Below are 12540 nucleotides of genomic sequence, written 5' to 3' on the forward strand. Positions count from 1 at the left end.
GCGAATCCCTAATCCCCAATCCCCAATCCCGGCCGTAGATGCGCCAGGGCGGCATCGAGGGCGTAGCGGTAGCTGTCCGCGCCGAAACCGCAGACCACGCCCACCGCCAGATCGCTGAAGTAGCTGGTGTGGCGGAAGGGTTCGCGGCGGTGCGGGTTGGACAGGTGGACTTCGATGAACGGCAGGGCCACCGCCGCCAGCGCGTCGCGGATGGCGACGCTGGTGTGGGTGAAAGCGGCCGGGTTGATCAGGATGAAGGCGGTGCCGTCGCTGCGGGCGGCCTGGACGCGGTCCACCAGCACATGCTCGGCGTTGGTCTGCAGGGTTTCGACGGCGTGGTCGGCGGCCTCGGCGCGGGCGCGCAGGTCGGCGTCGATGTCCGCCAGCGTCGTGCGGCCGTAGACCTCCGGCTCGCGGGTGCCGAGCAGGTTGAGGTTGGGGCCGTGCAGGACCAGCAGTTTCGCCATCGGGACCGGATTTTTCGCGTTGAACAAAGCCGAAGGGCGGCAGTGTGCGCCATGCCTTTCAGGGTGTCCAGACGTTCGCCGCCGTATCGACGAAGTTCCCGGAAGTTAATCAGTTGTTTGAGTGGTCGCTCTAATCTGCGACCCAGTTGTCGATTTCGCCGTGCTGGAACGGGCCGATTTTCTGCCTGATCAGGCGTCCGTCGGCCGAAATCAGCGCGGTATAGGGCAGCACGCCCTTGGGGTTGCCCAGCTGCACCCCGGCATCGCGCGGGCCGGCCTCGTCGAGCAGGATCGGGTAGCGCACCGGGATCCGCTGCAGGAAGGCCTGCACGGCCGCCTTGTCATCCAGCGCGATGCCGACCACTTGCATGCCGTTCGCGCCCTGGGCGGCGGCGAAGCGGTCCAGCTCCGGCATTTCCTCGATGCACGGGCCGCACCAGCTGGCCCACAGGTTGATCAGCACCGGTTTGCCGGCGTACGCGGCGGGAAGCTCGACATTCGCGCCATCCAGCGCGGGCAGGCGGATGGAGGGGATGACCTCACCGCGGCGCGCGACCGGAAGGTCCGCCGGCGGTTTGGGTGCGCTGGCTTCCATCGCCGATTGCAGCGCGCGCTGGCCCACTTCGGTGCGCAGCAGCGGGCCCGGGCCGTTCACCACCAGTCCGGCCACGACGCCGAGCGCACCGGCGATGACGGCGACGAGCAGGACCTTGCCCGTCGACCCCATCAGCGCTTCACCCGGCCCGCGCGTTCGACGAAGTTCTCCGCATCCTCGAAGCCGAACAGGCGCAGCTCGCGGTGCTCGACGCCGTCGGCGTAATAGAGCGTGGCCGGCGGGCCGATGATGCCCAGGTGCTTCATCAGCGCCTGGTCGGTGTCGTCGTTGGCGGTCACGTCGGCCTTGAGCAGGACGAAGCCGTCGAGCGCCTTGTGCACGGCCGGTTCGGGGAAGGTGTACTTCTCCATTTCCTTGCAGGCCACGCACCAGTCGGCATAGAAGTCGAGCATCACCGGCTTGCCGGCGGCCTTGGCGGCGGCGACTTCGCGATCGAGATCGGCCAGCGACTTGATCTTGCGGAACGGCAGCTCGGCTTCCTGCACGCCACCGCTGCGCAGGCCGGCCAGCGGCTGCAGCGGATCGCGGCTGCCGGCCATCGCGCCCACCAGCTGCGCCGCGCCGAACAGGCCCAGGATCAGCACCGAGGTCCAGCCCAGGATGCGCGCGCCGTCGTGGCGCAGCGCACGCAGGCCGATCGCCACCGCCGCGGCGGCAGCGAGCAGCAGCACGCCCCACAACGCCAGCGTCGCCGGCCCCGGCAGGATGCGCGAGACCATCCACACCGCCAGCCCCAGGAAGATGAGGCCGAACACGCGCTGCACCGTGACCATCCACGGCCCGCTGGTCGGCAGCCCCTTGCCGGCGGCCACGCCGAAGGCGAGCAGCGGCACGCCCATGCCCATGCCGAGCAGGAACAGCGCCGCGCCGCCGAAGGTCGGGTCCTGGGTCTGGCCGATGTAGAGCACGGCGGCCGCCAGCGGCGGCGCCACGCAGGGGCCGACGATCAGCGCCGACAGTGCGCCCATCGCCGCCACGCCCAGCATCGAACCGCCGCGCTGGCGGTCGCTCATCGCGCCGAGCCGGCTGCGCAGGCTGGCCGGCAGTTGCAGCTCGAACAGGCCGAAGCTCGACAGCGCCAGCACGACGAACAGCGCGGCGAAGGCGACGATCACCCACGGCGTCTGGAAGGCCACCTGCAGGTTCGCGCCCACCAGCCCGGCGACGATGCCCGCCGCGGTGAACACCAGTGCATTGGCCAGCACGTAGACGAAGGACAGCGAGAACGCGCGGCGCGCACCGAGGTTCGGGCCCTGGCCGGCGATCAGCCCGGACAGGATCGGAATCATCGGCAGCACGCAGGGCGTGAACGACAGGCCCAGGCCCAGTGCGAAGAAGGTCAGCAGCGCGACCCAGCGCCCCTTGCCCGACAGCGCGGCGGCCAGGCGTGTGTCTTCGGCCTGGCCGGCGGTGTCGGTCGTCGTCGCGACGGGAGCCGACGAAGCGGCGGGCGCTGCGTCCGTGCTCGCATTCGCCGGGCCGGTCGTGGCCAGGGCTTCGCCGGCGGACGGCGCGGCCGCAATCGGCTGCGATGCAGCGGCGGGTTTGGCGTCGATCGCCATCACTTTGCCGGTCGGCAGCGCAACTTCGACCGTGCGCGTCATCGGCGGATAGCAGATGCCGTCGGTCTGGCAGCCCTGGAAACCGGCGGTGAGCCGCAGCGTCGTCGCCTCGGTCTTCGTGCGCGCGACCGCCACCGGCACGTCGATCTGGTCGAAGAACACCGTGACGTCGCCGAAATGCTCGTCGCGATGCGCCACGCCCTTCGGCCAGCGCGGCGCGCCGAGGGCGAAGCCGGCCTGCGTCGCGGCAGCGTCGAGCGTCAGCGTGGTCTTGTCGCGATAGAGGTAATAGCCCTTGGCCGGCGTGAAGCGCAGCAGCAGCGTGTTGCCGTCGCCGGCGATCGCTTCGAAGCCGAACGCCTGTTCCGGCGGCAGAGGCAGGGCGTCGGTGCCGGTGGCGTTGCGGCCCAGCAGGCCGCCGCCGAGCGGCGCGGCGCCGCCTGCGCCGAAGTTCACCGTAGGACGCGCGCTGTCCTGCGCGGCGGCGTTCGAGGCGGGCAGGGCGACCGTCACGCTGCGCACCTGCGGCGGGTAGCAGATGCCCGCGTCGGCGCAGCCCTGGTACTTGATCTTCAGCGTGACCTGGCCGGCGTTCGCCTGGCCCGGCAGCACGGCGGTGAGCGCCTGCCGGTAGGTCTCGACCTTGCCGAAGAACTCGTCCTCGTGCGCATCGCCCTTGGGCAGCTGCAGCGGCTGCGCGGCGAAGGCCGCGTCGGCCTGCACGGCGATGCGGTGCTTGTAGAGGTAGTAGCCGTCGGCGATGCGCCAGCGGATCTCGATCCGGTCCGGCGTCGGCGCTTCGGCGCGCAGTGCGAAGGCGTCGTCGACCGGGAGCAGGTCGTCCGGGTCGATCGCGGCCTGCGCGGCGGGGGCGCCGATCGCCAGTGCGAGGGGAAGCAGGAAGGAGAGCAGTCGCGCGGCGCGCGTTCGGATCGGATCAGTCATCGTCACGGGTCTGTTCGGCCACCCAGTCCAGGTAGGCGGTGAGGCCGCCGACGGCTTCGACCGCCAACGCCTCGGGCAGTTCATAGGGATGCAGCGCGTTGAGTCGTTCCACCAGCGCCGCCTCGCGGTCGGCGGTGGTCTTGATCAGCAGCAGCACTTCTTCGCCGCGCTCCACGGCGCCCTGCCAGCGGTACGTCGAACGCACGCCGGGGAGCACGTTCACGCAGGCGGCCAGGCGCGCCTCGACCAGCGCCGTGGCGAGGGCATCAGCGGTCTGCGCATCGGGGCAGGTGCTGAGCACCAGCCGCACGGGCGGGGCGGAAGGCGTGGTCATGAGGGGCGCCAGTGTAGGGCCTGCCCCGTGCCGATGCCCGTGCCCAGGCGGCCCACAGTGTTGCGATACCCCCGCCCGGCGGACTTGCGCGAGGGGGCCGGCTTTGGCGTAGGCTGCCCGCGCCGGTGCCCCACGCCGGTCGAGGAGGTCCGATGTCCCACCGCTTCAAGCCTGTGCTGGCGAGGTTCGTGTTCGCCGGGCTGCCGCTGGCGCTGGCCAGCCTGGCCGCCATTGCGCAGACAGGCGATGCCCACGGCATACGCGTGCGGGCGGCGTGCCTGCAGGCGGCGCCGGCGCCGCGCCTGCTCCTGGACCTGAGCTGCGAGAGCGCAATGGATTGCTGGAGCGACCCGGCCGACATGGGCGTGATCGATGTCGACACCGGGCAACGTCTGGTCGCATCGGGGCCCAACCTGATCTATGTCGACGCATCCGGCGCCCCGCAGGCCGAGCCGCCGATGCAGGGCACGATCCGCGCCGTGTGGACGCTCGTGCTGCCCGCTCCGGTGGCGGCCAAGCGGCTCCAGCTGGTGCAGGGGGATGAGACCGCCACGGCGGCTTTCGCCCCCGCGGCCGACTGCGCCGCGCTGCCGGCCGCGGCCGTCAAACGCCTCGCCGGCGGCTGAGGCTCAACCGCGTACCGCTTTGGCGGACGATCGCGCGCGCCCCGTGCGCAGTTCCGCCAGTTGCTCCACGACCTCCACCAGCGGCGCCTTCGAACGCGTAGGTGCGGTGCGGAAGGCCGTCAGCAGGCGCAGCTCCAGTGGATCCTCCACCAGCACCGCATCGGCGGCGGCGACGGAGTCCAGCGCCGTGTCGGCCGACAGTCCCATGGAGCCGCGGCCCGTCGCCAGCCACTCGAACTGGACGCCGGTGACCAGCGCGATCTCGCGCAGATGCGCCACCGAGGGGAATTTCCCCCGCGCGGCCTCCCAGTGCCCCACGGCGCTGCGTTGCACGCCCACCGCGGCCCCCAGGGCGGCCTGGGACAGTCCGGCGTGGCGGCGGGCGAGTCGGATCCGTTGCTGCGGCGTCACCTTGGATACCTCCATTCACAGAGTGAACAAAATTCACCTGAACCTGTGTCCTGGAGGTAGCCATGCTTCCTGCAGGCGTGAACCGAAAGCTATTTCTGCGGGGGATTCTGGCAAATTCACACGCCGTCCGGCTACCGCCTGTCAGCAGCGCCACCGCCCCGTCCCTCTGGCTGGAATGCCACGAACTGCACAACATTCGCGTGCGCCATGACACGGCGCGGGGTTCGGGGGCGTGCGCAGGGACAGCGCCAGGCCCAGGACGGCAACTCCGACACCAAAGAGCGCGTTCCACGGGACGCGCTCTTTTTTTTACGCACCGCGCCGTTGCCGCCGGCCGCCCCGTGTTGCGTTTGAAGCCTCTGGGCCGCCTCCGGGCGCGTTTTTCGCCGCGACGCCCTTGAAAGCCCTGCCGTGCGCCCCATCTCCCTCGCATCCCGGTTCGCCGGGTTTTGTTTGCCGCCGGCGTTGGCACTCGTCGCCTGCGGCTGCTAAAATTCCGCCACTTTTCCCCTTGTTTCAATCACTTACGTATTCCTCGGAGGTTCGCGTCGCCATGAATATCAAGCCGCTCTACGACCGCGTGGTCATCAAGCGCATGGAAGAAGAAAAGATGTCCGCCGGCGGCATCGTGATTCCGGACTCGGCTACCGAGAAGCCGATCAAGGGCGAAGTCGTCGCCGTGGGCGAGGGCAAGGTGCTCGACAACGGCAGCGTGCGCGCGCCGAAGGTCAAGGCCGGCGACAAGGTGCTGTTCGGCAAGTACAGCGGCACCGAAGTGAAGCTCGACGGCAACGAGTTCCTGGTGGTGAAGGAAGACGACATCTTCGCGATCCTTGGCTGATGCCGTAAGGCGGGGATTCGGGATGGGAGATTCGGGATTCGTAAGAGCGCCATGCGCCGACGCATCCCGACCTTCCCGAACTCCTGCCGCACCCTCGCTTCTACGAATCACGAATCTCGAATAACGAATCCCGGAGTTACAACCATGGCTGCCAAAGAAATCCGTTTCGGTGAGGACGCGCGCGTCAAGATGGTGCGCGGCGTCAACATCCTCGCCAACGCCGTGAAGGCGACCCTCGGCCCGAAGGGCCGCAACGTCGTGCTCGAGAAGAGCTTCGGCGCGCCGACCATCACCAAGGACGGCGTGTCCGTCGCCAAGGAAATCGAGCTTGCCGACAAGTTCGAGAACATGGGCGCGCAGATGGTCAAGGAAGTCGCTTCCAAGACCTCCGACAACGCCGGCGACGGCACCACCACCGCCACCGTGCTGGCGCAGGCGCTGATCCGTGAAGGCATGAAGGCGGTCGCCGCCGGCATGAACCCGATGGACCTCAAGCGCGGCATCGACAAGGCCGTGACCGAGGCCGTCGTCGAGCTGAAGAAGATCTCCAAGCCGTCCTCGACGTCGAAGGAAATCGCCCAGGTCGGCGCGATCTCGGCCAACAGCGACACCAACATCGGTGACCTCATCGCCCAGGCGATGGACAAGGTCGGCAAGGAAGGCGTGATCACCGTCGAAGACGGCTCGGGCCTGGAGAACGAACTCGACGTCGTCGAGGGCATGCAGTTCGACCGCGGCTACCTGTCGCCGTACTTCATCAACAACCAGCAGTCGATGCAGGCCGAACTGGACGATCCGTTCATCCTGCTGCACGACAAGAAGATCTCCAACGTGCGTGACCTGCTGCCGGTGCTGGAAGGCGTCGCGAAGGCCGGCAAGCCGCTGCTGATCATCGCCGAGGAAGTCGAAGGCGAAGCGCTGGCGACCCTGGTGGTCAACACCATCCGCGGCATCGTGAAGGTCTGCGCCGTGAAGGCCCCGGGTTTCGGCGACCGTCGCAAGGCGATGCTGGAAGACATGGCCATCCTGACCGGCGGCACCGTGATCTCCGAAGAGGTCGGCCTGCAGCTCGACAAGGCCACCATCAAGGATCTGGGCCGCGCCAAGAAGGTGCAGGTCTCGAAGGAAAACACCACGATCATCGACGGCGCGGGCGAGAGCTCGGGCATCGAAGGCCGCATCAAGCAGATCAAGGCGCAGATCGAGGAGACCTCCTCCGACTACGACCGCGAGAAGCTGCAGGAGCGCGTGGCCAAGCTGGCCGGCGGCGTGGCGGTGATCAAGGTCGGTGCTTCGACCGAAATCGAAATGAAGGAAAAGAAGGCACGCGTTGAAGACGCGCTGCACGCCACCCGCGCTGCCGTGGAAGAAGGCATCGTCCCGGGCGGCGGCGTCGCGCTGCTGCGTGCCAAGGAGGCGATCGCCGGCCTGAAGGGTGCCAACGAAGACCAGAATCACGGCATCCAGATCGCCCTGCGCGCGATGGAAGCGCCGCTGCGCGAGATCGTCACCAACGCCGGTGAAGAGCCCTCCGTCATCCTCAACAAGGTGATCGAAGGCAAGGGCGCGTTTGGCTACAACGCCGCCAACGGCGAGTACGTCGACATGCTCGAAGCCGGTATCCTGGACCCGACCAAGGTCACCCGCACCGCGCTGCAGAACGCCGCGTCGATCGCCGGTCTGATGATCACGACCGAAGCGATGGTCGCCGAGCTGCCGAAGAAGGACGAGCCGGCGATGCCGGGCGGCGGCATGGGCGGCATGGGCGGCATGGACTTCTAAGTCCGGCTTTCCGCGGCACCTGGCAACACGAAGAACCCCGCAGCGATGCGGGGTTCTTTTTTGGCCGGCGTGCGGCCGGCGTGCGCGCCCGCTAAGCTCGCGCGCATGCCGACCTCCCTGATCATCGTCGACGACTTCCTCAGCCACCGCGATGCGTTGCAGTTGCGCGACGTGGGCCTGCAACTGACGTATCCCGATCAGCAGGGCGCATTCCCGGGGCGCAACTCGCTGGAACGCATCGAGATCGACGGCCTGGACCGGCGCGTCTCCGAACTCGTCGGCGAGAACGTGCGGCCGATCGCGCCGTTGCAATCGCACGCGAAGTTCCGCATGACGCTGGCGGCCGACGTGGGGCGCGCGAAGGTGCACATCGACCAGGCGTACTGGTCGGGGATTCTCTTCCTCAGCCGTCCGGAAGACTGCCGTGGCGGCACCGAGTTCTTCCGCCACCGCGCCACGAACTCCGACCGCGCCCCGCTCGACGATGCCGAGATGCGCGCGATGGGCTACGACTCGCTGGAGCAGATGCACCGCGAGATCATCGAGCGCGACAGCGTGGACGATTCCAAGTGGGAGCCGACCATGCAGGCGCCGATGCGCTTCAACCGCCTGGTGTTGCTGCGCCCGTGGCTGTGGCACACCGCGGGGCCGGCGTTCGGTGACCGCATGGAGAACGGCCGGCTGGTCTACCTGATGTTTTTCGAGGCGGTCTGACGGCGCCGATCCGTCCTTCCCGGGCTCATCGCGTCCGGGCCCAAGCCTCTTCCATACCTGAACAGGGATGCTTGTAAAGGTCTGATTGGCATGCATTTTGAACCGCAGAGTTCTATTTTGCAGTGCAGCGTGCAAACCCCCTAACGCTTCCTTCACGATCGCCCTGCATCCCGACGTGGGGGAGGGAGCAGGCCCGCAACCGGTTCGACCGGGGCGGGCTTTTTATTTGCCCGTTCGCTGGAATCCCGCGGCGCGCAGCGAAAAGGTCTCGTCGTCGCGCGCTGGCACGGTGTCTGCCGCAAGCGCGGGCTGGCACGGGCCGCATGACAGAATCGGCGCGATGATCCTCACCGCCACGTCTCCCTCGCATTCCGTCCAGTTCGAGCCATTGCTGGCACGAGCGCTCGCGCGCTTGCGCGCGGCGCTGCCCGGGCAGGACGGACGGTTGTCCGATCCGCACGCGATCGCACGCATCGAGCGCGTCGCCATCGCCAGCGACTTCGCCATCGACACCCTCGCGCGCCAGCCGGCCCTGCTCGAACGCCTGCTGCACGACGACGGCGCGCAGCCGCTCGAGGAGCCGGTGCTCGACGCCATCAACCGCGCCGACTGGCCGGCATTGCTGCGCCGCTATCGCGCCGCCGGCTCCACGCGCCTGATCTGGCGCGACGTGCTGGGCCTGGACGATGTCGACGGCACGCTCGCCGGCAGCACGCATCTGGCCGAACGCTGCCTGCAGATCGCGCTCGCCGCGATCGAGCAGGAGTTCGCACAACGCCACGGCCTCGTGCGTGATCGCGATGGCGTACCGCAGCGCCTGGTCGTGTTCGGGCTGGGCAAGTTGGGCGGTGGCGAACTCAACTTCAGTTCCGACGTCGACCTGGTCTACACCTACGAGCACGACGGCGAGTCCGACGGCGCGCGCCCGCTCGATGCCGAGCACTACTTCGCGCGTCTGGGCCAGCAACTGGCGAAGCTGCTCGACGAGCTGACCGTCGACGGCTTCTGCCACCGCGTCGATCTGCGCTTGCGTCCCTACGGCAACGCGGGCCGGGTGGCGTGGTCGTTCACCGCGATGGAGCAGTACTTTCAGCGCGAAGGCCGCGACTGGGAGCGCTACGCGTGGCAGAAGGCGCGGCCCGTCGCCGGTGACGCCGCCGCGGGCGAACGCTTCCTTGAGAGCCTGCGACCGTTCGTCTATCGCCGCTACCTGGATTTCGGCGCGCTCGACGGCCTGCGCGGCATGAAGGCGGCGATCAGCGCGGAAGTCGCGCGCAAGGAGCTGGCCGATGACATCAAGCGCGGGCCCGGCGGCATTCGCGAGATCGAATTCCTGGTGCAGGCCTTGCAGCTCATCTACGGCGGTCGCGAACCCAGCCTGCGCGATCGCCGGCTGCTGCCCTCGCTCGCCGCGCTGATGGAGGCGCGACAGATGAGCGTCGAGGCGGGCGACATGCTCGCCACCGCTTACCGCTTCCTGCGCGGCCTGGAGAATCGCCTGCAGATGCTCCGCGATGCGCAGACGCATGCGCTGCCCGAACGCGAGGAAGATCGCGACCGCATCGCCGCGTCGCTGGGCTACGCCGATTGGAGCGGGCTGCGCGAAGCACTGGATGCGCAGCGTGCGCGCGTCACCGCCGAGTTCGAGGCGCTGCTCACGCCGCGCCGTCGCCGCAACGCGCCCGACGCGCTGACCCGCTACTGGCACGCACTGCCCGACGGCAGCGACAGCGAAGCGCTGGCCGATGCCGGTTTCATCGAAGCCGGAAACGCCGACGCGGCGCTGCGCGACTTCGCGCGAAGCCCCGGCGTGCGCGGCCTATCGGACAACGCACGCGCGCGCCTGGATCGCGTGCTGCCGTCGCTCTTGCAGGCCGCGGCCGCGTCGAGCGAGCCGATGCTCGCGCTGCGGCGCCTGCTGGCGCTGCTGCACAACGTGCTGCGACGCAGCGCGTACCTCGCCCTGCTGGACGAACAGCCCGTTGCGCTTGCGCGTCTGGTGGAAGTGGTGACGCACAGCGCGCTGCTGGCCGAACGCCTCGCCTCGTATCCGTTGCTGCTCGACGAACTGCTCGACGCGCGCGTCGCCGGACCGCTGCCGGGACGCGACGAACTGCACGCCGCCTGCGCGGACGTCGCACGCGATGACGACGACGATGCCGAAGCGGTCCTGCAGGCGCTAAACGAAGTGCGCCAGGCGCTGAGCTTCCGCATCGCCATGGCGGTGCGCGACGGACGCCTGTCGGCCGCGGACGGCGCGCGCCAGCTCGCGTGGCTGGCAGACGGCGTGGTGATGCGCGTGCTGCGCCTGGCCGAGCACGAAGTCGCCGGCGCGCACGGTCGCGTGCCCGGCGCGCGCTTCGCGGTGATCGGCTACGGCAGTCTCGGCGGCGAGGAACTGGGTTTCGGTTCGGACCTGGACCTGGTCTTCATCTACGACTCGCCCGGCGGTGAGCACGCGCATTCCGATGGTGCGCGCCCACTCGAAGCCACGCGCTGGTTCGCGCGCGTGGCGCAGAAGGTCGTCGCGTTGCTGGGCGCGGTGACCGGGGCCGGTCGCCTGTACGACGTCGACGTCCGCCTGCGTCCGGACGGCGCGAAAGGACTGCTCGTGTCGAGCCTGGCGAGCTATCGCGACTACCAGCGCGAGCGCGCATGGACGTGGGAGCATCAGGCGCTGGTGCGCGCACGGTTCGTGGCAGGCGACGAATCGCTCGGCGCCGACGTGGAGGACGTGCGTCGGCAGACGCTCTCGCGCGAACGCGACGCGCAACGCGTGTGCGAGGACGTGGTCTCGATGCGCCGCCGCATGCGCGCCGAGCTCGACCGCAGCGACGCGGCAGCGTTCGATCTCAAGCAGGGCGAGGGCGGTCTGGTTGATCTGGAGTTCCTGCTGCAATACGCCGTGCTCGCGCATTCGGCACGGCACGCGCAGTGGCTTTCGTCGCGCAATACGCGCGAACTCATCCACGCGCTGGGCGAAAGCGCGTGGTTGAGCGAAGAGGAAGTCGCCGGATTGACGCAAGCGCACGCCGTGTTTGTCGATGCGGGACTGGCGTGCACGCTCGACCGCCGTCCGCGCCGGCTGCCGATCAACGACGCCATCGCGCAGGCGCGCGAGGCGATCATCGCCGCCTCGCATGCGCATGGGCTGGTGTTCGACGCCTGAGTTCGCCCGCGTTATGCGTCGATGCGTTGCCGCACCTCGGCGGCTACGCGCGCGGTCTCGCGCAGCGGCGTGATGTCGGACGCAGCGGCCCCATCGCCCAGCACGCGGATGCGGTCCATGCGCAGCAGCGCATCGACGAAACGGCGCGGGCGGCCTTCGACGCGCTCGTGTCCGGCGACGAACACCGGGGCCCAGGTGGCCGCAGCTTCGGAAAGCATGTTGACCGAATCGGCCGTGCAGACGATGCGGTCGGCCCAGGCGAGCAGGCCGGCATAGGGATTCTGGCCGTCGGCGCTGTCGGTCCAGACGATGCCGGGGATGCCGCGCAGTCGTTCGCGCACTTCAGCGCTCACGCCCGACGGCGTGCGGCGCGACGTGGTGGCCATGACGCTGCCGCCTTCGTCGCGCGCCACGCGCTCCACGTGGTGCAGCAGTGATTCGTACACGCCCGCGTCGAAGCGCGCGTGCGCGCTGTCGCCGCCGACGAGCAGCGCGGTGCGCGGGCCGGGCAGGGTGCCCAGGTCGGGAAAGGCGTGTCGTCCCGTCGCGAGCCAGAGGTCGTCCACCGGATGCAGACTGCCGAGCACGGTGATGACGTTGTCGCCGCGCAGCCCGTCGTGCTCGGGCGCGATGACGAGGTCCCAATGGCGCGTGCTCATGCGGGGATCGAGGATCTGCACCGCCCGCGCGCCGCGCTTGCGCAGCAGGCGCGTGGCGAGGGCCGCCTGACGGCCGCAGCCGATCGCCAGCGACGGCGGCATCCGCATCGCCTGTTCGAAAGTGGGGCCGAACGCGCCGTCCGCTCCCGGCCACGCACGCGGCGCGAACCATCGCCAGGGCCTGTGCGGGGCCAGCGTCCACGCGCGGAACGGTTCGCCCAGCACCGCCGCCAGCGCCTGCGCCTGGCGCACGTTGCCGGCGTGGCCGTCGGTCAGCGTCCAGGTGTCGGGGGCGTAATCGGGGCTTGTTCGTTGCACGTTTGTGATTAATCCGTTCTGGATCAGTCGGCTGTTGCGAACGTGCCAGACTCTACACTCTCGAACCTTGGCCGCGGCGATGTCGCGGTCTCCCAT

11 protein-coding genes are annotated in these 12540 nt (G+C 69.2%); 5 read left to right on the top strand and 6 right to left on the bottom strand.

Translation table 11 applies throughout. From position 1 onward, the window contains the following. Positions 1–8: 8 nt before the first annotated feature. The 4 genes from aroQ to cutA form a co-directional block, all read right to left on the bottom strand. The gene (gene aroQ, locus JI752_RS16160) at positions 9–467 is read right to left on the bottom strand and encodes a type II 3-dehydroquinate dehydratase (protein ID WP_216965990.1); all 459 of its coding nucleotides are present in this window, start codon (positions 465–467) and stop codon (positions 9–11) included. Between the two features lie 130 nt (positions 468–597). Further along, complete coding sequence (locus JI752_RS16165; protein ID WP_216965992.1) at positions 598–1194, bottom strand: TlpA disulfide reductase family protein; 597 nt, start codon at positions 1192–1194, stop codon at positions 598–600. Continuing rightward, positions 1194–3590 carry a protein-disulfide reductase DsbD gene (dsbD, locus tag JI752_RS16170; RefSeq protein WP_216965994.1) on the bottom strand — a complete coding sequence of 799 codons (2397 nt, stop codon included), beginning with the start codon at positions 3588–3590 and terminating at the stop codon, positions 1194–1196. The genes JI752_RS16165 and dsbD overlap by 1 nt, the downstream gene beginning before the upstream one ends. Further along, positions 3583–3924: a divalent-cation tolerance protein CutA gene (gene cutA, locus JI752_RS16175; protein WP_216965996.1), complete on the bottom strand. Its 342-nt coding sequence runs from the start codon at positions 3922–3924 to the stop codon at positions 3583–3585. Before cutA ends, dsbD begins: the two co-directional genes overlap by 8 nt. Before the next feature lie 152 nt (positions 3925–4076). Between cutA and JI752_RS16180 the strand changes: the two genes are divergently transcribed. Beyond that, a complete protein-coding gene (locus JI752_RS16180) occupies positions 4077–4550 on the top strand; it encodes a hypothetical protein (protein ID WP_216965998.1) in 474 nt (157 codons plus the stop codon). Between the two features lie 3 nt (positions 4551–4553). Here the strand turns inward: JI752_RS16180 and JI752_RS16185 are convergent, their stop codons facing one another. Continuing rightward, complete coding sequence (locus JI752_RS16185) at positions 4554–4976, bottom strand: helix-turn-helix domain-containing protein (RefSeq protein ID WP_216966000.1); 423 nt, start codon at positions 4974–4976, stop codon at positions 4554–4556. A gap of 538 nt (positions 4977–5514) precedes the next feature. Between JI752_RS16185 and groES the strand changes: the two genes are divergently transcribed. From groES to glnE, 4 genes are all read left to right on the top strand, one after another. Continuing rightward, positions 5515–5802 (top strand): co-chaperone GroES, encoded by a 288-nt coding sequence (gene groES / locus JI752_RS16190; protein WP_216966001.1) that lies wholly within the window; start codon positions 5515–5517, stop codon positions 5800–5802. Between the two features lie 144 nt (positions 5803–5946). After that, complete coding sequence (gene groL / locus JI752_RS16195; protein ID WP_216966003.1) at positions 5947–7584, top strand: chaperonin GroEL; 1638 nt, start codon at positions 5947–5949, stop codon at positions 7582–7584. A 105-nt stretch (positions 7585–7689) separates the two neighbouring features. Further along, positions 7690–8298 (top strand): DUF6445 family protein, encoded by a 609-nt coding sequence (locus JI752_RS16200; RefSeq protein ID WP_216966005.1) that lies wholly within the window; start codon positions 7690–7692, stop codon positions 8296–8298. A 340-nt stretch (positions 8299–8638) separates the two neighbouring features. Then, the gene (glnE, locus tag JI752_RS16205; RefSeq protein WP_216966007.1) at positions 8639–11467 is read left to right on the top strand and encodes a bifunctional [glutamate--ammonia ligase]-adenylyl-L-tyrosine phosphorylase/[glutamate--ammonia-ligase] adenylyltransferase; all 2829 of its coding nucleotides are present in this window, start codon (positions 8639–8641) and stop codon (positions 11465–11467) included. Between the two features lie 11 nt (positions 11468–11478). On the opposite strand, the gene JI752_RS16210 is transcribed toward glnE, so the two are convergent. Beyond that, positions 11479–12444, bottom strand: a complete 966-nt coding sequence (locus JI752_RS16210; RefSeq protein WP_342316106.1) for a mitochondrial fission ELM1 family protein — start codon at positions 12442–12444, stop codon at positions 11479–11481. Positions 12445–12540: the final 96 nt, after the last annotated feature.

The organism is Lysobacter sp. MMG2 (assembly GCF_016735495.2).
Taxonomy (GTDB): Bacteria; Pseudomonadota; Gammaproteobacteria; order Xanthomonadales; family Xanthomonadaceae; genus Lysobacter_J.